This window comes from Sphingobacteriaceae bacterium (assembly GCA_016715905.1).
Taxonomy (GTDB): Bacteria; Bacteroidota; Bacteroidia; order B-17B0; family Aurantibacillaceae; genus Aurantibacillus.
Genome location: JADJXI010000017.1, coordinates 181,965 through 207,496 on the forward strand (window position 1 = coordinate 181,965; position 25,532 = coordinate 207,496).

Annotated in this window: 21 protein-coding genes and 1 riboswitch; of the genes, 9 read left to right on the forward strand and 12 right to left on the reverse strand. The window is 34.6% G+C overall.

Translation table 11 applies throughout. The features are described from left to right. Positions 1-59: 59 nt before the first annotated feature. The 3 genes from metH to IPM51_13365 all read right to left on the reverse strand — a co-directional run bounded on the left by metH (position 60) and on the right by IPM51_13365 (position 7,161). On the reverse strand, positions 60-3,749 hold the full coding sequence (gene metH, locus IPM51_13355; GenBank protein ID MBK9285282.1) for a methionine synthase: 3,690 nt from the start codon (positions 3,747-3,749) through the stop codon (positions 60-62). Positions 3,750-3,815: 66 nt separating this feature from the next. After that, positions 3,816-3,987, reverse strand: a riboswitch (SAM riboswitch). Positions 3,988-4,079: 92 nt separating this feature from the next. Further along, the gene (locus IPM51_13360) at positions 4,080-4,628 is read right to left on the reverse strand and encodes a DUF922 domain-containing protein (protein MBK9285283.1); all 549 of its coding nucleotides are present in this window, start codon (positions 4,626-4,628) and stop codon (positions 4,080-4,082) included. 1 nt (position 4,629) lies between these two features. Beyond that, positions 4,630-7,161 (reverse strand): LPS-assembly protein LptD, encoded by a 2,532-nt coding sequence (locus IPM51_13365; protein ID MBK9285284.1) that lies wholly within the window; start codon positions 7,159-7,161, stop codon positions 4,630-4,632. 99 nt (positions 7,162-7,260) lie between these two features. Between IPM51_13365 and IPM51_13370 the strand changes: the two genes are divergently transcribed. Next, complete coding sequence (locus IPM51_13370; GenBank protein MBK9285285.1) at positions 7,261-8,715, forward strand: N-acetylmuramoyl-L-alanine amidase; 1,455 nt, start codon at positions 7,261-7,263, stop codon at positions 8,713-8,715. A gap of 62 nt (positions 8,716-8,777) precedes the next feature. Here the strand turns inward: IPM51_13370 and IPM51_13375 are convergent, their stop codons facing one another. The 4 genes from IPM51_13375 to IPM51_13390 all read right to left on the reverse strand — a co-directional run bounded on the left by IPM51_13375 (position 8,778) and on the right by IPM51_13390 (position 12,280). Beyond that, positions 8,778-10,217: a tetratricopeptide repeat protein gene (locus IPM51_13375; GenBank protein ID MBK9285286.1), complete on the reverse strand. Its 1,440-nt coding sequence runs from the start codon at positions 10,215-10,217 to the stop codon at positions 8,778-8,780. Positions 10,218-10,331: 114 nt separating this feature from the next. Further along, positions 10,332-11,042, reverse strand: coding sequence for a tRNA pseudouridine(55) synthase TruB (truB, locus tag IPM51_13380; GenBank protein ID MBK9285287.1), 711 nt, complete (start codon positions 11,040-11,042; stop codon positions 10,332-10,334). 11 nt (positions 11,043-11,053) lie between these two features. Beyond that, positions 11,054-12,007: a methylenetetrahydrofolate reductase [NAD(P)H] gene (gene metF, locus IPM51_13385; GenBank protein ID MBK9285288.1), complete on the reverse strand. Its 954-nt coding sequence runs from the start codon at positions 12,005-12,007 to the stop codon at positions 11,054-11,056. 36 nt (positions 12,008-12,043) lie between these two features. Beyond that, positions 12,044-12,280, reverse strand: coding sequence for a NifU family protein (locus IPM51_13390; protein ID MBK9285289.1), 237 nt, complete (start codon positions 12,278-12,280; stop codon positions 12,044-12,046). A gap of 73 nt (positions 12,281-12,353) precedes the next feature. Between IPM51_13390 and rlmB the strand changes: the two genes are divergently transcribed. Next, positions 12,354-13,154, forward strand: coding sequence for a 23S rRNA (guanosine(2251)-2'-O)-methyltransferase RlmB (gene rlmB, locus IPM51_13395; protein MBK9285290.1), 801 nt, complete (start codon positions 12,354-12,356; stop codon positions 13,152-13,154). Here rlmB and IPM51_13400 read toward each other — a convergent pair. Continuing rightward, a complete protein-coding gene (locus IPM51_13400) occupies positions 13,151-15,115 on the reverse strand; it encodes a tetratricopeptide repeat protein (protein MBK9285291.1) in 1,965 nt (654 codons plus the stop codon). The genes rlmB and IPM51_13400 overlap by 4 nt on opposite strands. 94 nt (positions 15,116-15,209) lie before the next feature. Between IPM51_13400 and IPM51_13405 the strand changes: the two genes are divergently transcribed. Beyond that, entirely contained in the window at positions 15,210-15,848 is a 639-nt protein-coding gene (locus tag IPM51_13405) for a hypothetical protein (protein MBK9285292.1), read from the forward strand. Between the two features lie 36 nt (positions 15,849-15,884). Here the strand turns inward: IPM51_13405 and IPM51_13410 are convergent, their stop codons facing one another. The 4 genes from IPM51_13410 to IPM51_13425 form a co-directional block, all read right to left on the reverse strand. Further along, positions 15,885-16,532 carry a DUF2238 domain-containing protein gene (locus IPM51_13410; protein MBK9285293.1) on the reverse strand — a complete coding sequence of 216 codons (648 nt, stop codon included), beginning with the start codon at positions 16,530-16,532 and terminating at the stop codon, positions 15,885-15,887. A 22-nt stretch (positions 16,533-16,554) separates the two neighbouring features. Continuing rightward, positions 16,555-16,692 (reverse strand): hypothetical protein, encoded by a 138-nt coding sequence (locus tag IPM51_13415; GenBank protein MBK9285294.1) that lies wholly within the window; start codon positions 16,690-16,692, stop codon positions 16,555-16,557. Positions 16,693-16,816: 124 nt separating this feature from the next. Continuing rightward, positions 16,817-18,982 (reverse strand): S46 family peptidase, encoded by a 2,166-nt coding sequence (locus IPM51_13420; GenBank protein MBK9285295.1) that lies wholly within the window; start codon positions 18,980-18,982, stop codon positions 16,817-16,819. 122 nt (positions 18,983-19,104) lie between these two features. Continuing rightward, entirely contained in the window at positions 19,105-19,635 is a 531-nt protein-coding gene (locus IPM51_13425; GenBank protein MBK9285296.1) for a hypothetical protein, read from the reverse strand. A 674-nt stretch (positions 19,636-20,309) separates the two neighbouring features. Here IPM51_13425 and IPM51_13430 point away from each other — a divergent pair. The 6 genes from IPM51_13430 (at position 20,310) to IPM51_13455 (ending at position 25,528) form a co-directional block, all read left to right on the forward strand. After that, on the forward strand, positions 20,310-21,302 hold the full coding sequence (locus IPM51_13430; protein MBK9285297.1) for an IS630 family transposase: 993 nt from the start codon (positions 20,310-20,312) through the stop codon (positions 21,300-21,302). Positions 21,303-21,384: 82 nt separating this feature from the next. Next, a complete protein-coding gene (locus IPM51_13435; protein ID MBK9285298.1) occupies positions 21,385-21,693 on the forward strand; it encodes a helix-turn-helix transcriptional regulator in 309 nt (102 codons plus the stop codon). Beyond that, a complete protein-coding gene (locus IPM51_13440) occupies positions 21,683-23,269 on the forward strand; it encodes an Eco57I restriction-modification methylase domain-containing protein (GenBank protein MBK9285299.1) in 1,587 nt (528 codons plus the stop codon). Before IPM51_13435 ends, IPM51_13440 begins: the two co-directional genes overlap by 11 nt. Beyond that, the gene (locus IPM51_13445; GenBank protein MBK9285300.1) at positions 23,262-24,197 is read left to right on the forward strand and encodes a restriction endonuclease; all 936 of its coding nucleotides are present in this window, start codon (positions 23,262-23,264) and stop codon (positions 24,195-24,197) included. The genes IPM51_13440 and IPM51_13445 overlap by 8 nt, the downstream gene beginning before the upstream one ends. Positions 24,198-24,209: 12 nt before the next feature. Then, on the forward strand, positions 24,210-24,689 hold the full coding sequence (locus tag IPM51_13450; GenBank protein ID MBK9285301.1) for a TIR domain-containing protein: 480 nt from the start codon (positions 24,210-24,212) through the stop codon (positions 24,687-24,689). Then, positions 24,689-25,528 (forward strand): hypothetical protein, encoded by an 840-nt coding sequence (locus tag IPM51_13455; protein MBK9285302.1) that lies wholly within the window; start codon positions 24,689-24,691, stop codon positions 25,526-25,528. The genes IPM51_13450 and IPM51_13455 overlap by 1 nt, the downstream gene beginning before the upstream one ends. The last annotated feature ends 4 nt before the right edge of the window (positions 25,529-25,532 follow it).

Consider the following 25,532-nt stretch of genomic DNA (forward strand, 5'->3'; position numbering starts at 1 on the left):
AGTTAAATCATAATTAGATGAAATACAAAGTCAATGATTAATTTATATAAAAATTAATATTAAGAATAACCCAAAGCCGGACCCAGCCACTTCTCAGCTTTTTCAAACGGAATATTTTTACGCTTTGCATAATCGGCAACCTGTTCTTTAGTAATTTTTCCAACACCAAAATAAGCAGCTTCTTCATGGGCAATATACAATCCGCTTACTGCGGCTGTAGGCACCATGGCCAAACTATCGGTTAAAATAATTCCGGTATTTTTTTCTACATCAAGTAATTTCCAAATTGTCAATTTTTCCAAGTGATCGGGTTGTGCAGGATATCCGGGAGCGGGACGAATGCCTTTGTATACCTCCTGAATTAATTCTTCGTTCGATAATTCTTCATTCTTACTATATCCCCAAATTTCCTTTCGTACTTTTTGATGTAAGCATTCGGCAAATGCCTCTGCTAATCGATCGGCAATGGCTTTTAACATAATAGCGCTATAATCATCGTGATCTTTTTCAAATGCCGCTACTCGTTCATCAATACCAAATCCGGTACTACAGGCAAATGCCCCTATATAATCAATAGCCTCGCCATTTGCGCCGCTTAATTTAGGTTTAACAAAATCAGCTAAGGCAATATTGGATTGTCCGGCCGGTTTTTTAGTTTGCTGACGAATGGTGTGAAATGTGCAAATTTGTTTTTTGTTTTCTTCATCGTAAACAGCTATATCATCTTCATTCAATTGGTGTGCCGGATAAATACCCACCACCGCTTTAGCCCTTAACCATTTTTCTTTAATGACTTTTTGAAGCATAGCTTGTGCATCATCAAATAACTTTTGCGCTTCTTTGCCCCGGGTTGGATCTTTTAATATTTTTGGATAAGAACCTTTCATTTCCCAACTGTGAAAGAAAGGCGTCCAATCTATATAACTTGCCAATTCATTCAAAGGGAAATCATCAAAAACAATATTTCCTTTTTTGATTGGCACAACCGGTTTAAACTCGTTCCAATTTATTTTGACCTTATTTTTTCTTGCTTCCTCCAAAGCAATAAATTTATTCTGACTTTGTGCATTTTTATTTTGCTCACGCACTCTTTCATAATCAGCATTTACTTCTTTCACATAAGCTTCTTTTAACTCTTTACTAATTAAATTACTAACTACAGGTACACTTCGGCTTGCATCATTTACATGCACCACCGGATGAGAATAATGAGGAGCTATTTTAACTGCAGTGTGCACTTTAGAAGTAGTAGCCCCGCCAATCAATAAAGGAAGATTTAATTTTAATCTTTCCATTTCTTTAGCCACGTCAACCATTTCATCAAGTGAAGGTGTGATTAATCCACTAAGTCCGATTACATCTACTTTATGTTTTTGAGCCTCTTCCAGAATTTTATCCTTGGAAACCATAACGCCTAAATCAATAATTTCAAAATTATTACAGGCCATTACCACACCCACAATATTTTTACCGATATCGTGCACATCTCCTTTTACTGTGGCTAATAAAACTTTACCGTTATTTTTAGTAACATTACCGCTTAACTTTTTCTCTGCTTCTAAATAGGGCAATAAATAAGCCACGGCTTTTTTCATTACCCTTGCGCTTTTTACTACCTGTGGTAAAAACATTTTCCCTGCACCAAACAAATCACCAACCACATTCATTCCATCCATTAGCGGCCCTTCGATAACTAAAAGGGTTTTATCATATTGCTTACGGCACTCTTCAATATCCTGCTCAATATAATCTGTAATACCTTTCACTAATGAATGGGTAAGTCTTTCCTGCACGCTTCCTTTTCTCCACTCTTCATTTTTTTCCTCTTTAACTTTACCTGTTCCTTTTAAAGATTCGGCTTTTGTAATTAAGCGTTCGGTGGCATCGTCTCTTCTATTCAACAATACATCTTCCACCATTTCCAGTAATTCTTTCTCCACATCATCGTAAATCTGCAACATGGCCGGATTCACAATTCCCATGTCCATTCCGTTTTTAACAGCATGGTATAAAAATGCGGCATGAATGGCTTCGCGCACATGATCATTTCCTCTAAACGAAAAACTAACGTTACTCACTCCCCCGCTCACCTTGGCATGTGGCAAATTCTCTTTTATCCATTTGGTGGCGTTAAAAAAATCAAGGGCATTTAACCGATGTTCGTCCATGCCGGTTGCTACCGGGAAAATATTAGGATCAAATATAATATCCTGTGGAGGGAAATTTACTTTTTGAACCAATATATCATAAGCGCGTTTACAAATATCAATTCTTCGCTGATAAGTGTCTGCCTGCCCCTGTTCATCAAAAGCCATAACAATAACTGCTGCTCCATACTTTTTTATAAGGTTAGCCTGTTCAATAAATTTCGCTTCGCCTTCTTTTAAAGAAATAGAGTTTACAATTCCTTTCCCCTGAATACATTTTAGCCCTGCCTCAATCACATGCCATTTGCTGGAATCAATCATTATTGGCACCCTGGCTATATCCGGTTCTGATGCTATTAAATTTAAAAACGTGGTCATGGCACTAACGGCGTCGAGCATCCCTTCGTCCATATTAATATCAATAACCTGCGCTCCTCCTTCCACCTGATCTTTCGCCACTGCTAAGGCCTCTTCATATTTTCCGTCGATAATGAGCTTCGCAAATTTTTTACTACCGGTTACGTTTGTTCTTTCACCTACATTCATGAAATTACTTTCAGGCCTTAAGGTTACCGGTTCCAAGCCACTTAAGTGCATTAATGAATCGGCTTTAGGTTTTTTACGGGGCTTTACCTCTTTTGCCAAGTCTGCTATTTTTTTAATATGCTCTGGTGTTGTTCCGCAACATCCTCCAACTATATTTAAAAATCCTGCTTTTAAAAAATCTTCAATTTGATGTCCCATTTCGTGAGCATCCTGATCATATTCTCCAAATTGATTGGGTAATCCTGCATTGGGATAAGCTGAAACATAAAAAGGGGCCTTATTGGATAATTCCTCCAAATACGGCCGCATATCTTTTGCTCCCAATGCGCAGTTTAATCCTACACTTAATAAATTTACGTGTGAAACTGAATTTAAAAAAGCCTCGGTAGTTTGTCCGGATAAAGTTCTTCCGCTCGCGTCTGTAATGGTGCCTGAAATCATCACCGGCAAATTAATTCCTTTTTCTTCAAATACTTTTTGAACCGCAAATAAACCTGCTTTAGCATTTAAAGTATCTGTAATGGTTTCGAATAATAATAAATCTACTCCTCCATCTACCAAACCTTCTACCTGCTCTTTGTAAGATTCATAAAGTTCATCAAAAGTCATGCTCCTGAAGCCGGGATTATTCACGTCCGGCGAAAGCGATAATAGTTTAGTAGTTGGGCCCATGGCTCCGGCCACAAAACGGGGTTTATTTGGATTTTTTTGCGTGTATTCATCTGCTGCCTGTCGGGCTACTTTTGCCGCAGCTAAATTCAATTCATAGCAGTGATCTTGTAAATCATAATCGGCCATGGAAATTCGGGTGCTGCTGAAACTATTGGTTTCTAAAATATCAGCGCCGGCTTCTAAGTATTGCTTGTGTATTTCTAAAATAATATCCGGACGGGTGATGCATAATAAATCATTATTTCCTTTAAGGTCTTTATGGAAATTTTTAAATTTTTCTCCTCGAAAATCTTCTTCCGTCAATTTATATTGTTGTATAAGAGAGCCCATGGCTCCATCAATAACCAATACACGTGTTTCAAGTTCTTGTTCTATTTTTGTCATATAAAAAAAATCCCCTCTGAATTTGGTCAGAAGGGTTTATGATTGTTTAAAAATTCATATAGCTCTGACTTATCTTTTTCGGTTTACACCGGCACGATTTACCACCTTCTTTAATGATTTAAGATTTTGGATATTAGATTTAAGATTTATAATTTTTAAATCTTACTTCCTGCTTCTTAAATTTAAAAGGGTTGGGAAGACTTCTACGGGCGTGTCCCTCAGTCTTTCTTGATAAGTATAATAAAGAACGTGGCACAAATGTATGCATAAAAAACGAATTAAAAAAAGAGTGATCCAAGCGTGAAATTAAAATAATTCGAAGGTTTGAGTCTATTCTACCCTTTGCAAAACTTTGGCGTATTGCTGGTACAATTTAAGTTCTTTAGCAATTTTTAACTCCCATTCCCTTTGCTTTTCACCATTCATTGATCCGTCGGTTTCTTCATCATATAAATCCTGAAAACGATCCATTTCTTCATCATTCTCTTCATAAAGTTGTTGAATGGTGTTTTTTAGTTGTTCAAATTTTTTGATTTTCAACCCCGCAATTTTCTTTCGGAGTTTTCTGGCATAAAGTTCTACAATATCAAAATGCAATTGTTCGTGATTTAAAACTTCCGTTGAAATCCATTTTTTCTTTTTCCAGGATTTTTTCTTAAAAAAAACAGCTTCAACCCTCACCATTGTATATTGATTTATTTGTTGAATGTTCAACAATATATCATAAGCGGTTGAGGCTACCGCAAAACGCGCTTCGGGTTCGCCTTGAAAATCATTCCATGTTAATCTTTCTGATTCTACCCACAAAATAGTATCTTTTTTTTGAGCGGTAGCCTCGTATACTAAAAGTAAAAGTGTGTAAAAGACGATTGCTTTCATCTTAAAAATTATCGTAAGGTCTGCTTTGTTTCGGAATTTTAAAATCACGCAACATGGCTGTTTTCAAATTGATTACAATGCGATAGCTTTTATTTGAACCAAACGGAACCCAATCAATACGCGCTTCCCAACATTTTAAATCGCGATAAATATTAACCGTGGTATAACTAATTTTTTGAGAGGTAAAATCAAACCCACTGGTTAAACCAATTTTCCAGAATTTAGTAGGCATTAAGTCACCGCTAAACATTAGAGAATGTGTGGGGTAAATTACCCTGTCTTCTATATTTCTTAATTCGAGTCCATAATTAATAAACAAATTCCAAGGTAATTTTTCATCTTTTACTAAATTATTTGCAGCGCCTTGTTCAACACCATTCGTGATGCTTGGATTTCTTTTTGCTTTGGCCGCTTCCAATAAATTACTGCTTAGTGAAGTGCTCACAATAAAATTAGCATTTTTAAATCTCCCTAACGGACCGCCGGTATTATACGCAAATTCATTTATGCGGCGATTTGTGGTGAAATCATAAGCATAGGGATCAAAAAAAGCACTGGCTTGTACATCAAATTGTTTAAACAATTTTGTACGTGCCGATGTTCTTATATCGCTCATGTGAAAACTGTCGGCAGCCATATTATAGGAAGCTCCAATACTGGCTTCTTGTAATAACGAGATTTTATTGTAGACATAACCTGAATCTGACATTTTTTTAGTTTTAGCATCCAAGGTATTGTATAAATTAATGGATAACGCATTTTGTTCTCCTATACCCGGCCCTCCAAATAATGACTTTTCAAAAATACTGTAACGCGTAAAATTTCCAATGGTATCGGTTTGTACTTTTTTCCAAAACCCATATTGCTCTTTTCCAAAATCGGGTCGATACGTGTGAGCCAGTGTTGGAATCATTAAATGACGAACCTGCGATAGTCTGCCTTTTTTATATAAATAATCAAAATATATTTTTGTATTCATACTGGTACTGTAACTCGCATCATAGCCGGCTACAAAACCGGTGGTGGTATCACTAATTACTTTAGGTGCTATAAAATCATTTTCAAATCTTTTACTTGTACTTTGCGTGTACATTACCGCATTAAAATTTAAGGCCGGGGTAATCGTAATGTATTTAAACAAATTAAAATTGGTAGATATAGGTAATGAATGTTTAATGCCATAACGCAATTTTTTATTTAAATCACCTTGAAATAAGGTGGTGTCGGCCCCGGACAAAGTATTTCTTGCTTCCAATAAATAATTCACCCCTATTTTATCAAAAACATTTTGCCTTACTGCATTTTCGCGTTTAAAAGGGAAGAAGCGATTTACGTTAAACGTTAAACCGGGTAAAGTAATTTCAGCATATTTTGTTTGGCTGTTTTGACTATGCATGGCATTGATGCTTAGTGAAGTGAGTTTAAAGGATTTTGTAAAATTAATATTGGATTGAAAAGTGTTGTTTAAAAATTCGCCGGAATTTAAGGCGTTAATTCTATTTATACGTTGGTTGTTTACAAAATTCACATTCGCTCCAAATCGCACACTAGGATTGCTTTTATTATCCTGATTATGCACCCACGCAACGCTATATGATTTATCCTTACTGTATGAAGTGGGCACATCCTTATCGCCAAAATTAAAAGATTTGTATCCCAGGTTAACACTTCCGGCCGCCTTATACAAAACATAATAATTATTTGTAGTACGCGCTGCCCAGCTTCCATTGGAATAAATATCTCCTTTAATAATCATATCGGTTTGCGGGTTGATGCCCCAATAATATCCGCCTTCCTGTAAAAAAAAGCCTTGCGAGGCAGATTGCCCCGGCATGGGTAATAAAATTCCGCTTTTTTGCTTTTTGGTATTTGGGAAAAAACCAAACGGTAATGCAAGCGGAGTTGGCACTCCGCCAATTTCTAAATAAAGTGGGCCTGTTACTATTTTATCATTTGGAATAATTTTTGCCTTGGTTGCCCGAAATTTTGTTCTTGCATCCTCATCCTTACACGGAATACAACGCATATCTTTCATGTAAATAACGTCGGTACTATCTTTTTTAATCTCGCTTCCCAAAACAAGTAATTCTCCCTGATGTGTTAAAGCATTAAATATTTTTCCTTTTTTGGTTTTTAAATTGTACATAATTTTTTCGGCTGTCATTTCTTCATCTCCTTCCTTAAACACAGGATGACCAACAGCTTTACCTAAACTATCTCTTTTTCCAAATGCCGTTACTATATTTTTTTTATAATCCACCTCAATAAATTCAGATTTTAAATCGATGTCGCCATAAGTTACATGTCCTTTACCGAACAAATAGAGTTTAGAATCTGACATAATGAAAACCATGCTATCCTCACCTAAATAACTTACTTTTCCCTCTAATTCCTCATTTTCAACCGTATTTAAGGTATCGGGTTTAAATGTTTTTATTGTATCCGAGGGATTGGTTTGCGCGTTATACTTTACAGTGAAAGATATTAACAGAAGCAGGAAGAAAACTACTTGGCTATTTAACGTTTTCGTCAAGTGTAAAAAGATATTTTTAAAAACCAAAAGGATTACAAATTGGCTAAGCATACAAAGCTACAATTGTTTATGTGAAAAAGGCTAATTTATAGAAGAGAGATGGTTAAAAAATTACAATATTTATCCCTGATAGCAGGCCTATTCGTCCTGTCTATTTCTTTCATTCCGCCTAGAGGAAAAGGCAGCGGTATTAAAATTATTGTGATTGACCCCGGACATGGAGGAAAAGATCCGGGATGTAATGGGGTTTCCCATAAAGAAAAAGATGTATCGCTGGCTGTGGCCTTAAAACTGGGTAAATTGATAGAAGATAACTTAAAAGATGTTAAAGTTATTTATACCCGTACCACAGATGTTTTTGTTGAATTAGAAGAAAGAGCACAAATTGCGAATAGAAATAAAGCTGATTTATTTATTTCTATTCATTGCAATGCAGCCGGAAAAGTAGTTTACATAAAGGACAAAAAAACCGGTAAAAAAAGAGTAAAAACCTACAAAAACAAAAAAGGGAAGTATGTGCCGGTAGAAAAACCTAATCCAGTTCCCTTTGGAACGGAAACTTATGTGATGGGACTGAAAAATGAAGAAGGAAAGATGAAAGTGGCCACGCGAGAAAACTCCGCTATATTTTTAGAAGACAACTATGAAACCAAATACGGCGGATTTGATCCGGAGAGTGAAGAGAGTTACATCATCATGAGCAATTACACTTCAGCTTATGTATTACAAAGCGCGAGTTTGGCTGTTAAATTACAAGAAGAATACACTAAAAAAGCGGGACGGTATGATCGAGGTGTACATCGCCAAAGCATTTGGGTTTTATGGAGAACATCTATGCCGAGTATTTTAACTGAAATAGGTTATTTAACCAATCCGTTGGAAGAAAAATTTTTAGCCAGCGAACAAGGCCAGGATTACTTGGCCAAAGCCATCTTCAGGGGTTTAAGAAGGTATAAAGATGAACAAGACGGAAATAAAAAAGAATATAACGATGACATTGAAAAACAGGAACCCTTAGAAAATGAAAATATTAAAGCCGGAAATATACCGGGACAAAAACACCACGATGAAGATGAAGAAGATGAAGAAGACGAAAAACCAAAAGAAGAAAAAAAGTTGGTAAATAAAGATTCGCTAATTGTTAACGAAAAAAACAAGGCGGATACAATACAGATAGCAGAACAAAACCAGGATTCATTAGATGCAAAAGCTATAGCTGAAAAATTTAAGGAACAACAAAAGTCTGAAGAAAAAAAACCGGAAGAAGAAAAGAAAGTAGTTGACGAACAAAAAATAAGATTTAAAGTGCAATTTGCCAGTAGTGATGCTGAACTTAATTTAAATGAAAAAAAATTTAGTGATATAAAAGACGGAGCTTTTTACAAACAGAAAAACGTATTAAAATATACTTCCGGAAATTTTAAAACCATGAAAGAGGCTGCTGCACATCAACATGTACTGAGAGAAAAAGGTTTTAAAGATTGTTTTGTAATAGCTATGAAAGGTGAAGAACGAATGGATCTGATGGAAGCTAAAAAAGAAACCGGGCAATAAGTAAAATTGAAAATTATTTGATTGTATAGAAAAGAGATTAGACAAAAAAAAGAATAATCTAATCAATCATTTTTAATTAATCTATTTATGGTTTTACCAATAAATTGAAACGAGGGTAAAAGAGCGTTTTGAATACGTTGCGCATAATAAATTGAATCAAGAATTTCTTTATTCTTTTGGGAAAGTTCTTGGTTTTGATGTTCAATCTCAGTTTTCTTATGCTCCAATTCACTGTTAAGCCGGCTTAACAATGCATTTGCTTTTCTTTTATTTCTAAACCCAACGAATAAAACAATTGCAAACACAAGAATTAAAATTCCTAAAAACGAAATTAGTGTTGAAATATTCCTTTGGTGTTTAATTTCTTCGTTTTTAAAATTTGTTTCTATATTTAGCTGATCGATCTGAAGTTGTTTTTTATCTGATTCGTATTTAGAATTCATTTCTGCAATTTGTTTTGCCGATTCCTTTTTGTTTAACTTATTAATTACATCAATTTGCTTTTTAGAAAATAAATAAGCCTTTTCATAATCTTTTTTTTGTGAATATGCGCTTGCAAAATGTTCAAAGTTTATTTGCTCGATTAGTAAATCATTGAATTCTGAATTAAGGTTTGAGCTTATTTCCAAATGATGCAGCGCTTGCGTAGGATCATTCAAAGTGAGAAAAAAACCGGCTAAATTAGAATGGGTCAACATCAATTCATGCTTATCGCCTAATGCTTCTTTTGCCTTTAAAGATTTCAAATAAAATACTCTAGCTTTGTCATAATTTTTTTCAAGCATATAAACGTTGGCTAAATTTTCCGAAATGGAGGCCAGGGTTTTATTGTTGTTGAATTTTAAAGCTATCTTTTCGGCTTCCAAAAAGTATTTTTTTGTAGAATCTAACGACCCTAACTCGGCATAACAAATTCCGATACTCATTAAAGTACTTGCAAGGGCCTGTTCTTCTTTTTCCTTTAACTTATATTCCCTAGCCTTTAAGAAATAATCGATTGCAACATCATATTCCGATTTATGCAAATAATTAGTGCCAATGTTATGATATGCTCGAGAACAAATCTTAGGAATATTGTGTTTAGTAGCTAATGTGGCAGCTTGAATATTTAATTTGACAGCTTCAGTACTTTTATTTTGTTTATCGTTGGCAGAAGCGAACGTTATCATAAAATTGCAATAACTTGCCGTATCCTTTTGATCTAACGCTAATTTGAAACATTCTTCCTGATAAGATAATACAGTATCAACACTTCCAAAATAATATTCTGTTTGTAAATAATTGTTCCATCCTTTTATCACCCAATTTTTATTCTTTGATTTACGCATTACGGCAATATTATTTTTGGCAAAACCCAAAGCTTTAACCGGTTTGAATTCTAAGTAGAAATTAGTTAACTTAATATTTGCTATAATAAGTGATGTATCTTTTAGATTTGGCAATAGATTTTCAATTGAGTCTGCTCTTGCTTGCCTTTTTTGATCCACTTGAGCGTTCAGCATTGCGTGATTAAAATAGCAAAGTATGCAAATATAAAACAGGGTTATCTTATGCTTCCAGCTCATACAGAATAATAAATTTAGGAATATATTCTTTCTGTTTCAGCTTTTTTGACATCAACTTCTCATTTTTTCCGCAAATTCTAATGGATCCACTGCATGTTCTAATTTAAAATCTCCTATTCTTGTTCTCCTCAATTTTAACAAATGAGCTCCACTGTTCAAGGCTAAACCGAAATCTCTGGCCATGCTTCTGATGTAGGTTCCTTTACTGCAAACGACTCTAAAATCCACCTGCGGTAATTCTATTCGTGTAATTTCAAATTCTTTTATTTCAATTTCTCGAGCTTTTAATTCTACTTCCTTTCCCTCACGCGCTAAGGCATAAGCCCGTTTGCCATCAATTTGAATTGCACTGAATAATGGTGGAACCTGATTTTGTATACCAACAAATTGTTTAGCTATTTGAAAAATAGAATCATTGGAAATATGATCAATTGGAAAAGTACAATCAACCGGTTTTTCTAAATCAAAACAAGGTGTTGTAGCACCAATAAAAAAAGTGCCGGTGTATTCTTTTTCCATATCCATCCACTCATTAATGGTTTTAGTTTTTTTCCCGGTACAAATAATAAGTAAACCTGTAGCTAAAGGATCGAGTGTGCCGGCATGACCAATTTTAGGTTTTACCTTTGTACCTTCAATGATCAATGATGGGTGATTTTTAATGGCGTGTTTTAATTTATTCACCGCCTGAAAGCTGCTCCAAGTATAAGGTTTATCAATTAATAATATTTCTCCATTGTAAAAATCCAATTGATAAAAAATAAATAGTTTAATTAAAACACTTCTTTCGCAACGCGTTTGGTGGCTTCTGAGGCGCCCATGGTATAAAAATGCAAACAAGGCACATTGGCTTTAACCAATTCTTTGGATTGCTGAATACACCAATTAATACCAGCTTCTTTTACGGCTTTATCGTCTTTACATTTTTCCAATTCTTCATGAAAAGGTTCGGGAATATCAATGTGAAATATTTTTGGTAATGTAGTGATTTGCTTTTTAGAACTTAATATTTTTAAGCCTGGAATAATAGGAACATTAATTCCGTTTTTACGGCAAATTTCAACAAAATCAAAATACTTTTTATTATCGTAAAACATTTGTGTTACCACGTATTCTGCTCCTGCATCCACCTTGGCTTTTAAATATTTTAAATCACTATTTAAATTGGGGGCTTCAAAATGTTTTTCGGGGTAGGCCGCCACTCCAATACAAAAATTTGTAGGTGCAGCATCTTTCATTTCCTCATCCAGGTAAATCGCATCATTCATGCATTTAATCTGTTTAACTAAATCGAGTGCGTAAGGATGTCCGCCCGGCTCCGGTATAAAATTAGCTTCCGATTTAATGCTGTCGCCTCGAAGCGCTAATACATTATCAATACCTAAAAATTGCAAATCTATTAATGCATTTTCCGTTTCTTCGCGTGTAAAACCACCGCAAATGATATGCGGAACAGCTTCAACATCGTATTTATTCATAATTGCGGCACATATACCAACAGTACCCGGACGCTTTCTCGTACTCACTTTTTCTAAATATCCTCCTTCACGCTTTTTATAAATGTACTCCTCCCTATGGTAAGTTACATCCACAAAGGCAGGTTTAAACTCCATGAGCGGATCAATCCCATCATATATACTTTGTATGCTTTTCCCCTTTAAAGGAGGTAATATTTCAATAGAAAATAAGGTGCTTTTACTTTGTGCTAACTTTTGTGTGAGTTTCATTTAATTTGATATTTTTCAAACTACCGGAGTATTTGATTACGTGTTTACAGCAATAATTTCTTTTATTTCAGGAACGGCACGTTTAATTGTTTCTTCAATGCCAGACTTCATGGTCATATGACTCATGTTACAGGTTTTACAGGCACCTTTTAATTCTAACTTCAATACCCGATCAATACTGATGTCAACTACCTCCACATTACCACCGTCAGCTTCCAAATAAGGACGAATGGTATTTAAAGCCTCTTCTACTCTGTTTTTTAAATCTTCCATGAATTAAGGCTCAAAGATACAAGGAATGCTTAAATAAAAAAACCATCTTTCATATAATCAAGATATAGCATCCATGCCATGCATTGAAAATAGAATAACATTTGTTAAAACCCCCAAAATTTGTGTTCTTTACATCGTGAATGAAGAGCACTTGATATTTGGTACCCGTGCCGTAATTGAAGCCTTGGAAGCCGGTAAGGAAATTGAAAAAATTTTACTGCAAAAAGGTTTATCCAATGAGTTGTACCATAAACTACGTGCCGCATTAAAAGGCCAGAATATACCTTTACAATTTGTACCGCCGGAAAAATTAAACCGATTAACCACCGGAAATCACCAAGGAGTAATTGCTTACTTAACAGAAATTACTTATTACCAAGTTGAAGACTTATTAACTCAAGTTTTTGAAAGTGGTAAAACGCCATTGGTTTTAATGTTGGATAGAATTACTGATGTAAGAAATTTTGGAGCTATAGCCCGAACAGCAGAATGCGCGGGAGTTGATTTCATAATCATTCCAACAAGAGGATCAGCCTTAATAAACGGAGATGCCATTAAAACTAGCGCCGGAGCATTGCATAGAATACCGGTTTGCAGAGAGGAAAATTTAAAAGATACGCTGGCCTATTTAAAAGAAAGCGGATTACAAATTATTGCCTGCCATGAAAAAACCGACAAATTAATTTACGAGGTTAATTTTAAAGAACCGGTATTAATTATTATGGGCAATGAGGAGAGCGGGATAAGTAACGAGTATTTGAAAAGGAGCGATGCGCAGGTAAAAATTCCTATGCCCGGAAAAACCGCTTCATTAAATGTATCGGTAGCAACCGGAATCGTTTTATTTGAAGCAGTGAAACAAAGAATAAGTTAAACTCTTATTCCGATTAATAAAATATCATCTACTTGTTCATTTGTTCCCATCCACTGGATTAAATCATTTTTCAAAAACGTGCATTGTTGAGTGGAATTTAAATCCTGTGATTCTAATATTTTTTCCTGTAATCTTTTGTATTTATATTTTTTTCCTTTGGGTCCACCAAACTGATCGGGCATGCCATCGGTAAATACAAATAAAGTATCTCCTTTATTCGTTTTGATTTCATGGGTAGTAAAAGCCGTTGGATTTTCGACTAATCCAATGGGTTGTTTATTCCCCTTAATTTCTTCCATACCTTTAGTGTTAAAGTTTATTTTCCATACCGGATTGTTTGCCCCGGCCCATGTAAACTTTCCACCTTTCTTTTCTTTCACCAACAATGAAATGTCCATTCCATCCTTTACATCTTGTCCGCTCTTTTTAAAAGTTTCTACCACCAATTCTCTGGTTTTATCTAATATTTTTCCTGGGTCACTTAAATCAAACTCCAAAACGCAACGGGATAAAGCGTTTGCACAAACCACACTTACTAACGCTCCGGGCACTCCATGTCCGGTACAATCTGCGGCCGCATAAAATACATGGGTGTTGGTGCTTTCAAAAAAGTAGAAATCCCCGGCTACTATATCTTTGGGTTGGTAATATAAAAAGCTTTGCGGAAATTCCTTTTGAATATCTTCTTCTTTTGCTAAAATAGCATGTTGAATGCGTTGCGCGTAATGTATAGAATCCAAAATTTCTTTTTGTTTTTCATCAACCAAATGTTTTTGTTTTTCAATGATGCGCTTTTGCTGTCGGGTGACCTTTAAACGTTGTGACAAGACAAAAGAGAATAAGACAACCAGGATCAGGCCAATGGTAATGGAATATGTGATCACGTTCAATTTCTTTTCTTTCTCTGCGGCAACTGCAAGGTCTTGTTCGTGCTTGGCTTTTAACCTGATGTTCTCCTTTTCTTTTTTCTCTGTTTCGTATTTGGTGGACATTTCAATGAGTTGCTTGGCGCGGGTTTGGGCAAGTAAAGAATCTTTTGCTGCAGCTGAAAGTTGAAAACACTCCAATGCTTTATCCAGATTATTCTTCTCCTTGTAAATTTCTGAAAGCGAAGAATAAGCCTCCCGTTGATCATCAAAATCTCTGATAGCCTTGGATATGTTAATACTGCTATCTAAATATTTGATAGCGTAATTAAGGTCCTTTTTGTCTTTGTATACCAAGGCGATGTTATGAAATGAAACAGCTATATTCTTTTGATCATTCATTTTACGGGAATAATCAAGAAAAGTCTCCAGGTTCTTCAATGCTTCTTGGTATTTTCCTAATTCCTGATACATAACAGCAACATTGTTGAGTCCTTCCATAATCCGAGGAACATCATTCAGTGATGTATATTCCTTTAAGCTTTCTTGAAAGTAGTCGATGGCTTTTTGTTTATTGCCTTGTCTGTAATACAATAGACCGATGCTACTGAGTGTGCCTGCATAGCCAACATGATATTTAATTTGCTTTGAAAATTCCAGACAATCCTCAAGTTGTTTCAGTGCCTTTTCAAATAGACCCTGCTCTTGATAAACCTGTCCAATATTTCCCATGACCATAACTTTGCCTTCATCATCTTTATATTGTTCAAATAAGTTTTGGGATTGAATATAATTCTCAAGGGCTACGTCGAACTTACCGATCTCATAATAAGAAGTGCCCAAACAATTTAAAATATGCGCTACATATTTATCGTAACCCTTCTTTTTAGCCAATGCCAAACCTAAATCGCTGTATCGATGTAAAGAATCAGGATTTAAAAAAACATACTTGTAACAAAGCACAGAATAGATCTCCATCTTATTCTTGGGATCATTTCTTAACAGGTTCTTTAAAGAATCTATGTTAGATTTCAATGCCTGACCTATCAGGAAAAGAAAAAGAAAAAAATAAACCCTGGACAGCTTTATTTTCATAGAATAGGACAATTTAGGTAAAATTATTTTAATATTTGAAATAACTCATTATACTTGTATCAAATAAAACAAAGTTTAATTAAAATTTAAGATTATGGCAAAAGGGATAGTAGTAAGAAAACCGGCTGTAGGATCAGGTTCTACAATGGGTAAAATATCAGTAACTGACGGAGGCGGGTCAGCAGATCCAACAAGTCCGCCGATGGAAATTGGATCAACCTTTGAATTCAGAAATCCGGTTACGGCCAATGGAGAAGACGTGAATGTTGGCAATTTGGTGGAGTTTGAAACAGATGCGAATGGCGAGACCGTTGTTCTCTCTGTTTTAGATAAAGGAACGGTGATCACCAACTCCAACGAAAAAGTGGATGTGGCAGCGGGAACCAACGTATTAATAAACGGAACGGTTGATGGTAAAGTTACAGTTAACGGAGGAACCCTGGTTGTTGCAGACGGTTCAAAAATATTGAGTAAAATAGAATCGGCTGTTGCCAATTCCACAGTTGTGGTAAGCGGAAGCAATGTAGCTGCAAAAATTGATTTTAGTGCTGCGTCATCTCTTTCTGTTCAAAATTGCACCATCGAAGGAAAAGTTACTTCCGATGGAAGTTTGTACACGACCATCCGTAATTGTGTAATTGAAGGATCTTTGGATGTCATTAACACCAATGAGTGTCATTGCTCAGGAAATACCGTTGAAGGAAAAACAAATACGCCAAATAATAAGCCTTAAAAGCATAAATCAATTTTAAAAAAAATCCTTGTTTTATTACAGGGATTTTTTTTTGCCTAATATTTTTTTAAGTAAATACACAAAACCCATAATTAATATTGACCCCAGCCAAGCTAAACCCATATCTTTCTGAGCATCCCAAATATCTCCTTGTGTTCCTAAATACGCAATTCCCTCCTCCGGAAAAAATAAATCGGCTACCGCCCACTCTATCACTTCATAAGCTCCGCTGAAAGAAAGTGTAATTTCGCAAGGCAAAATCCAACACACCCAAGACGGCCATTGAAAATGATTTTGAAAATATTCACGCATGGGATAGGCCAATAAAAACCCAAAACTAAAATGCACAATGCGATCGTAGTGATTTCTTTCCAAATGAAATGTTTCTTTTAACCAATACCCGAACGGATTTTCAGCATAAGTATATTTAGCGCCATAAACATGAAGAAATAGATAAAGCGTGATAATTAAATAGGATAAATCAGAAAACTTGAATTTTTTATACGAAACAAACAAACCAATCAAAAATAAAAAGGTGAGTGTGTTTTCAATCATCCAATTTGCCAAATTGGTAGTTCCGATTAAAGTTGATAGCCAGAAGACTATGAAAAGCGTTATACTAACTTGCAGAAGTCTGTTAACTTTAAATGGAACACGTTCAATAGAAGAAGCGGTGCTAATCATTTTCAGAAAAAATTAATACGAATTATTTCTTCACCATGTGCTCGGCCAACATGCGTATTTTTTCAACCAAATACATTTTTTTAATGCCGGAAATCTTAGGATTAGTTAATTCCTTTTTAAGTTTAATAGTGAGTTTATCGATTTTACTTAGGCGCCCCATACAACTAAGATAGGTAATAGAACGCATTTAACAAAATAATCTCCTTTGGGTTAATTAAAAACGATTTAAATGCAGTTAAGTGGAATGGTTTAACTCACTTACGCATTAACCTAAATTTAGAAGTTTATTGCCTCACCAGCGTTAATTCATTGATGATATTAGTGGCCCCGCCTAATTTATCAATGACAAATAATACAAAGCGAATGTCTACATTAATGGTACGCGTGAGATTCTTATCCAATGCAATTTTATGCCCCAAAGCTTCGTAGTTACCGTCAAAACATAAACCAATAAGTTCGCCTTTGGCATTCATGATGGGTGATCCTGAATTACCGCCGGTTATATCATTTGAAGTAATAAAGCCTACCACAATATCATTATGAACTTTATCGATGTATTGCCCATAATCCTTTTTCTCTATCAATTCCATCAATTTAGCCGGAGCATCAAATTCATAATCGCCCGGTTTATATTTTTCTTTTAATCCCCTTAAAGTAGTTACATAATCATACTTCACACCATCACGTGGAGAATAAGAACCAACCGTGCCGTATGAAACGCGCATGGTTTGATTGGCATCCGGATAAATAGCCTGACCTTTTTTCATTTCATTTACCCCCTTTAAATACTTGTGTTCCAATAAATATTTCTGCGCGTTGAATTCATTAAAATATTTATTGTAATTATCAAAGTAATTATCATTAAAAGATGAGGCAACTGCATAGGCCGGGTCGCTTTTTAGCGCACTAACACTTGGATTAGCTATAAATTCATTCCACTTATCTTTATTCAAAAAGATTGTTTTTTCAAACACATTTTTGGCAAATTTCTCGTAGGTTTCTTCCCAATCTAATTTTCCATAATCTGCTTCCAGTTTAGTAAAAAACTCATTTGGTTTTTGCGATGCTGGGATATCCTTATAAAACATTTTTAAAACAGCCGATAATATACACTCATCCGATTTAATATTTTCAGATTCCATAAAATGATCATGAGCTGATTTTACGGCTGCAATTAATTTATTTTTTTGTTCATCCGTGGATTTTTCATTCGCTAATGTTTGTTCCAACTGTTTTAAGGAAGCCGCAAAGGATATTAATGGTGAACCGTTAATACCTTCCATAATATACATTCGATGCTTAGCAAATGGCGTCCACATTTCGTACGCATCAGCAAAATTCTTAAATAGATTATCGTATTCCGGTTTTCCTTTGGCCCAGACTTCAAAAGCTGCTTCATCTTTTTGCTTTTGCTCGTACACTTTTAATTTGGTGAGTTGTTTGGCCTCACCGTCAAAAAACTTCCAATAGTTAGCAATAGAGGCATAATTGCTACCAATTTGAATTTTTACGGCCGGGTCTTTAATCATTTCAGCAAACATGCATTTTAATCTAACGTCTCTTAAATTTACGATGCTTGGATTATCAATTTCAACCTTTAACTTAACGCCATAAGATGTTTCGTAACGGTTTGTGCTTCCGGGGTAACCAAACACCATGGCAAAATCACCATCTTTTATTCCTTTTAATGAAACCGCCAAATGACGTTTAGGAATAAAGGGAACATTATCTTTTGAATATTCGGCAGGCTTTCCGTCTTTGCCCATATAAATTCTGAATACGGAAAAATCGCCGGTATGGCGTGGCCATTCCCAATTATCCGTATCTCCGCCAAATTTTCCAATGCTTTCCGGCGGAGTTCCAACTAATCGGATGTCTTTATACCGCTGATAAGTAAATTGTAAAAACTGATTTCCTTTAAAAAAAGAATTTATTCTAACTTCATATTCACTTCCTTCCGAAGCTTTTTTACTCATTTCCATTAAAATTCCGTTTAGCTTACTGGAAATTTCATTGGGAGGAATATTTTTTATTGCTTCTTCTACTTTTGCTGTTACATCTTCAATTTTAACCAAAAACTGAACCGTTAAACCTTTTGACGGAATTTCTTCTCCTTTTGATTTAGCCCAAAAGCCATCGCGTAAATAATTATGACTGGTTGAGCTGGCTGCCGCAATGGCTTCATATCCGCAATGGTGATTGGTAAACACTAAGCCTTCCTTACTAACGATTTCGGCCGTGCAGCCTCTGCCAAATAATAAAATAGCATCTTTTAAACTGTTTGTGTTTGCACTATACAATTGTTCCTTGGTCATTTTTAATCCGCGCTTCACCATGTTGGCGTATACTTTTTCGCCGAGTAAATGAACCAAAAACATGCCTTCATCCGCTTTAAAAGAAACTGAGTTAAACAGCAACACAAAACTTAATAATACGCTTAGCTTTTTCATGGTAGTATCCTAAAAAATTACGTTGCAAAAATACAGTTCAAGGTCAATTTTTCTAAATTTTTAGATGAATATCCCCCAATATAGGGGGAATTTTAGCGCAAAGGCTAAAAATAGCCGACAAATTACTTGTAAACGAGCTTACTCTTACGAAGAAAAGCACTGAATTTTTTTATTTCGGAGTCGGTGAAATGACGTTTTTTTACGGTAATGATGCTGCTGTAAATTCCATTTTTACCAATTGTTAGATGAAGTATTTGAGAATCGGCGGCTTTTTCGGCACTTACTTCGGGCACATCCATATAAAAAAGTATCCAGTTTTTTTTGGTATTTTCATTTTTAGCTATAAAATGAAGTTGTGCCTGAGAAAATAAATTTCTGGTTTGGTAAAACATTTTATACATAAGGGTATCTAGGGGCATATCCTCCACATTTTTATAGTGGGTAGTATTTCCCAAAACGCTCCAATTATCAATAGTTTCGTTTGGCGGTGTGTACAATTGAACCGTAAACGCGGGCATTTCATTATCCTGTATAAGGTGCCAGGATTTATCCTTTAACCAGTTTAATTCATAAACTTCTTTTTTCTGGGTTTGAGCAAAAAACAAATTGGAAGCGAATAACAAATAAATTAAAATAAAACTATATTTTTTCATGGCAGGTTTAAAGGTAGTGAATTTATAAAATTGGATGTGCTTGCCATTATTAATTTTCTTATATCTTTGAGTAAGCTAAAACAAATGCTTATAATTATTTGTAAGCGTTTGTTTATGCGGTTAGCGGGAAGTTAGGCAACATTGCTAAACAGACCCGACAGTAAAAGGGGCGACACATTTTCGGCAGACAATTTCACGGTAATTTGACTGAGATGACAGAAAAGCAAAAGCCGACCCTTCAGAGATTTTTTATTTGATTTTTGCCGACACACAATTTTTTGTCATAGTTTTTGAGCCCACGCTTCCTTTAGCACATTTGCAGGTTAGTTTTTAAAATGCGTAGGGGAAATTACGCATTTTAAAAACTTGCTTCGCACCACCTGCAAAAGAGCTAAAGCCCACCACACTATCAAAAACATACGCCAAAAAATTTACCCACCCTCTTAACAATAATAAGCATGATAAAACGACCAAATCCTTCATTGGAAAACTTAACGCAACTTGTAATTGAAAATCAAAAGAAAATAATAAATAAACTGCTTGAAACAATTGATATTTATAAAGATATCTTAAAAAGAAACGGATTATATAAAGTGTATAATCATTTAACAGTAGAAGAAAAACAAAAAATAGTGAATATCATAGGAAATGCAAGCGGTTCTAAAAGGACATTAATTAAACAATTCCGCATAGGCCGATCTTCATACTATGAGTGGGAAAAAGAACTTAAAGAACATCCCGATGGAAGTACACTAAGTGGTAATCGAAAAAGAAAATTTGAAAAGGACGAATATAAAGAAGCAATATTTTCAATTCTTCACTCTCCTCCAAAAGACTACGGCTTTAATAGAACGACTTGGCGTATTCCAGATATCCATGCTGCTATGAGATCAAAAAATCTATCAATTGGAAAAAATTACATCATAAGAATTATCAAAAATCAAGGATTCAGGTTTAGGACTGCTAAAAAAGTATTGACAAGTACTGATCCTGAGTATAAAGAAAAGCTCAAACAAATTACTGCCATCCTTTCTACATTGGGACCAAATGAAAAATTCTTTTCTATTGATGAATATGGTCCATTTGCAATAAAAATGCAAGGTGGAAAATCCAGAGTTTTACCAGGACAAGGGAAAATAATTCAACAATTTCAAAAAAGCAAAGGATGGCTAATAATGACTGGTGCATTAGAATTATCAACTAACCAAATGACTCATTTTTATTCTACAAAAAAAGATACTGATGAAATGATTAGGCTTCTTGATATATTAGTATCAAAATATTCAGATCAAGATTGCATTTACTTCTCTTGGGATGCAGCATCTTGGCATGCATCAAAAAAACTTTACGAAAAAGTTGAAGAAAATAACAAAAGAAAACAAAAACCAAAAGTTAAACTTGCTCCGCTACCCGCTTGTGCACAATTTTTAAATGTAATAGAATCTGTTTTTAGTGGAATGTCAAGGGCGATTATTCATAATAGTAATTACCAATCTGTAGAAGAATGCAAGCAGGCAATAAATAGGTACTTTGAAGAAAGGAATACTTTCTACCAAAATAACCCCAAAAGAGCAGGGAATAAACTTTGGGGGAAAGAAAGAGTAGCGCCTAAATTCAGCGAAAGCAATAATTGTAAAGACCCTAAATATCTTCATAATTTCAAATAATCAATTGTTAATAATTATTCATTGACAATTCAAATTCTTTTAATACTTTTGGACATTAGTTGTCAAGTCAAATACATACAAATTGAAAAGAATAGGCGAAATAATTAGGGAATTGAGAGAACAGAAATCTCTTTTACTCAGACAAGTTGCTGCGGAAATAGAAATTGACCAAGCCTTGCTAAGTAAAATTGAGCGAAACGAAAGAATGCCCACAAGAGACCACATAAAACGGTTTGCAAAATTTTTCGGCAAAGACGAGAACGAACTACTTGTTGCATTTCTAAGTGACAAATTAGTTTATGAAGTACAAGACGAAGAAGTAGCTTTAAAAGCTATGCAGGTGGCAGAAAGAAAAATTAATTATATCATCAAAAACAAAAATGGTAAATAATAAATCCATACACCCTATAGCTAACGAGCTTCCTAGTCACTTTGCTGACAGGTTAGGGATTTATTATGCTTCATTAGTTAATCAGGAACATAAAAAAGAGAAAGGACAGTTTTTTACACCGAGAGAAATTGCTTCGCTGATGGGATCCTTTGCAAACTCCTCGGACAAATCTTTGAGAATTCTTGACCCTGGATGTGGAACAGCAATTTTAACTTGCGCCTTAATAGAACACCTTGTATCTAATAAGAATTTGAAATCAATAGAATTATTGGTTTATGAAACGGACAATGATTTAATTCCACTATCTAAAAAATCACTAGAATATTTAAAAGAGTGGTTGCAAACCCAAAAGATTGATTTTAATTGTTCAATAAATACTAAGGACTTTGTTTTGGAAAATGCAAGCTGCCTTTCAGAAAATGTAAATCTATTTTCAGAAAAAGTAGAACCATTTGACATAATTATTTCTAACCCACCATATTTTAAACTACCAATAGACGACAAGCGTTCAATTGTAGCTAAAACTGTTGTTAATGGACATCCTAACATTTATGCCATTTTTATGGCTGTTTCTGCAAAGCTTTTAAAAGAAAACGGAGAAATAATTTTTATAACCCCCCGAAGCTACGCTTCGGGAAGTTATTTTAAATTGTTCCGTGAATATTTTTTTAAAATTATTGAGATTGACAATGTACATTTATTTGTTTCCCGTAAAGACACCTTTAACAGAGACAAAGTATTACAAGAGACTGTAATTATTAAAGGGAAGCGAAAAGAAAAGAACAATCCTAATCATAATGCTGTTGTTTCTACATCACAAGGACTAAAAGACATCCTTACACCCGAAACAAAAACATTCAAGCAAAAAGTATTGATTGATTTAAGTTCAAATGAAAAAATTCTTTATTTGCCGACTAATGATTTTGAAGAATCCATTTTAAACATTTTTAAAAACTGGAACGGCAATTTAAATAAATATAATATTCAAATATCCACGGGACCAGTTGTAGGCTTTAGAAGCAAAGAATATATTCAAGACAATTATCAAAATGGAACAGTATTCCTTGCACCTTTATTTTGGTTGCATAATGTAAAGCAAATGATTTTGGAATGGCCTCTTCCAAAGCCTGAAAAGGGACAATATGTAAGAATTGAAAACGAATCAAAATCAATTTTAATTCCAAACAAAAATTATATTTTACTTAGACGTTTCAGCAGTAAAGATGACAAAAGCCGTTTAATTGCGGCTCCGTATTTCTGCAATTTCATTAAATCAGAATATATTGGTGTTGAGAATAAGGTAAATTATATTTATCGCCCAAAAGGTCATTTGGATCGAAATGAAATTGTTGGATTATGTGCATTGTTAAATAGTACACTCTTCGATTCGTTTTTCAGAATTTTTAACGGGAATGTAAATGTAAGTGCAACCGAGCTTAGAGAAATTCCTTTGCCCGAACTTGAAACAATAAAAGAAATCGGAAATAACATTATTCTTTCAAATGATTTTTCAGTTGAAAACACAAACAAAATAGTAATTGAACAATTTGAACTCTCAACAAGCCTATATGAGTAAACTAGACGATGCAAAAAAGATTTTGAAAGAACTTGGTCTGCCAACAGCGCAGCAAAATGATACTTCTGCGTATACGCTTTTAGCTTTATGCGGTATTAAACCAAGAGATAAATGGATTAAAGCTACAAGAACAAGTCAGAAAGTTTCAAAAGGAATTATGGCTTTTGTACACGAAGTTTACAGTAAAGAATATGCTCCCAATTCTCGTGAAACTTTTCGCAGACAAGTATTACATCAATTTGTTCAAGCAAGAATTGCAGATTACAATCCTGATAATCCTAAACTACCCGTAAATAGTCCGAATGCTCACTACGCATTGACACAAGGCGCATTGGATGCCATCAAGACTTTTGGAACGAAAGATTGGAAGAAAGCAGTTGACAAATTCATATTAGAAGAAGGCGATCTATCTAAAAAGTATAAAAAGGAACGAAAACAGATTTTAATACCGGTTAAACTAAGCAATGGTAAAACTTTAAAATTGTCATCCGGAAAACACAATGAAGTTCAAGCAGCTATAGTTCACAATTTTGCTGCCCGTTTTGCAAATGGTGGTTCTGTTTTATATTTAGGCGACACCGCTAAAAAAGATTTATACGTTGACGAAAAAATGCTGAAAGAATTAGGCATTCCAGTAAATCAGCATAGTAAACTTCCCGATGTTATTATTTATGACCACACGAAAAACTGGCTATTTTTAATTGAAGCAGTTACTTCACACGGTCCTGTTTCTCCGAAGCGAGTTGTTGAACTCGAAGAATTTTTAAAGAATTGCAAAGCAGGAAAGATTTATGTAACAGCGTTTCCTGATTTCGCTGAATTCAAAAAGCATTCAAACAATATTGCTTGGGAAACTGAAGTATGGTTGGCAGATGTGCCAGAACATATGATTCACTTTAATGGTGATCGATTTATGGGACCGAGATAAAATGCAAATAATATGTGGCCAATATTAATAGGAGCAGGATTAGTAGCATTAATTGCTAGAGCGTTTTCAGATGATTCAGAACCATCTAAGAAACGAACAACTAAAACTGAAAAAAATAAAATTTTCATAAGCTTTGCTATTGAAGATGAAATTTCTCGTGACCATCTTGTTAAACAAGCGAAATTGGAAAGATCACCATTTAGTTTTGTAGATATGTCCGTGAAAGAACCTTGGAATAATGATGAATGGAAAAGAAAGTGCCGAACAAAAATTAAAAGATGTGACGGCATGATTGTTCTTTTGAGCAAAAATACTTGGCATTCAAGCGGTGCAAGATGGGAAATAAAATGTGCAAAAGAAGAAGGAGTGCCAGTGATTGGAATGCATATAAGAAAGAATGACCAAGGGGCGATACCTCCTGAACTAAAAGGAAAAAAGATAATTACATGGACTTGGGGGAACTTAGAAAAGACTTTAAACTCGATTAAATAATGAAATTATTTATTTGCAATAGAAGTACTGATAAAGTAGCGACAGAAGCCGTTATCAATGACTTGCTGTCGGCTTCTGAAAATTCTATTGCTATACAACAAGAAACGGAACATTCAGAAAACTGGAAAATCCTTGTAGAAAAAAAGATGCAAGAATCTGATTTTATAGTTTTCGTAATTGGTGCCGATACATTTGAAAGTGAACAAATCAAATGGGAATATGCAAAAGCAAAATTTTTAAACAAACAAATTATTGGCTACAAACTTTCAACAGCCTCGAAAGAATCCATTTTATTCTGTCAAGGATTTCAAGTGTTTGATAAAGCAGACCAATCTTTCAAATTCCTCGCAAAGACCTATGAAGATGATAGAAAATTAAAATTTGAGCAGTACAAAATGATGGTTAGCTCAACTGAAAAAGTAACAGAAAGTAGAATGAAGGTGAACAATCTTTTTTTTACAATAACATCTTCTATTCTATCTGTTGGTTTTGTTTTAGGTAAAACATTCGGTTTTACGATTGCTGCAACAATTGGAATGATTGTCCTAACCTCTATGTCATTATTAGTTTCTTATTTCTGGGAAAAGCTAATAGACTCTTACGGAAAACTCAACACAGGAAAATTCAAGGTGATTGATAAAATTGAAAAACAACTTCGGACAAATATGTTTGAAGATGAATGGAAAATTTTAACCGAGGATATAAAGTATGAACCAAATACAAGAACAGAAACAAAGGTTATAAAGTATTTCCGAACTTTTATTATCATCGTTGGGATTATTGAAATACTTTATCTCGGTTATCATTTATATCAATTATTACCTAAGTGTTATTGTTAACTAA

Coding starts and splice junctions, on each gene's coding strand:
- metH (MBK9285282.1), bottom strand. CDS start 3,749: ATGACAAAAATAGAACAAGAACTTGAAACACGTGTATTGGTTATTGAT.
- IPM51_13360 (MBK9285283.1), bottom strand. CDS start 4,628: ATGAAAGCAATCGTCTTTTACACACTTTTACTTTTAGTATACGAGGCT.
- IPM51_13370 (MBK9285285.1), top strand. CDS start 7,261: ATGGTTAAAAAATTACAATATTTATCCCTGATAGCAGGCCTATTCGTC.
- IPM51_13375 (MBK9285286.1), bottom strand. CDS start 10,217: ATGCTGAACGCTCAAGTGGATCAAAAAAGGCAAGCAAGAGCAGACTCA.
- metF (MBK9285288.1), bottom strand. CDS start 12,007: ATGAAACTCACACAAAAGTTAGCACAAAGTAAAAGCACCTTATTTTCT.
- IPM51_13390 (MBK9285289.1), bottom strand. CDS start 12,280: ATGGAAGATTTAAAAAACAGAGTAGAAGAGGCTTTAAATACCATTCGT.
- rlmB (MBK9285290.1), top strand. CDS start 12,354: ATGCCATGCATTGAAAATAGAATAACATTTGTTAAAACCCCCAAAATT.
- IPM51_13400 (MBK9285291.1), bottom strand. CDS start 15,115: ATGAAAATAAAGCTGTCCAGGGTTTATTTTTTTCTTTTTCTTTTCCTG.
- IPM51_13405 (MBK9285292.1), top strand. CDS start 15,210: ATGGCAAAAGGGATAGTAGTAAGAAAACCGGCTGTAGGATCAGGTTCT.
- IPM51_13410 (MBK9285293.1), bottom strand. CDS start 16,532: ATGATTAGCACCGCTTCTTCTATTGAACGTGTTCCATTTAAAGTTAAC.
- IPM51_13415 (MBK9285294.1), bottom strand. CDS start 16,692: ATGGGGCGCCTAAGTAAAATCGATAAACTCACTATTAAACTTAAAAAG.
- IPM51_13420 (MBK9285295.1), bottom strand. CDS start 18,982: ATGAAAAAGCTAAGCGTATTATTAAGTTTTGTGTTGCTGTTTAACTCA.
- IPM51_13425 (MBK9285296.1), bottom strand. CDS start 19,635: ATGAAAAAATATAGTTTTATTTTAATTTATTTGTTATTCGCTTCCAAT.
- IPM51_13440 (MBK9285299.1), top strand. CDS start 21,683: ATGGTAAATAATAAATCCATACACCCTATAGCTAACGAGCTTCCTAGT.
- IPM51_13445 (MBK9285300.1), top strand. CDS start 23,262: ATGAGTAAACTAGACGATGCAAAAAAGATTTTGAAAGAACTTGGTCTG.
- IPM51_13450 (MBK9285301.1), top strand. CDS start 24,210: ATGTGGCCAATATTAATAGGAGCAGGATTAGTAGCATTAATTGCTAGA.
- IPM51_13455 (MBK9285302.1), top strand. CDS start 24,689: ATGAAATTATTTATTTGCAATAGAAGTACTGATAAAGTAGCGACAGAA.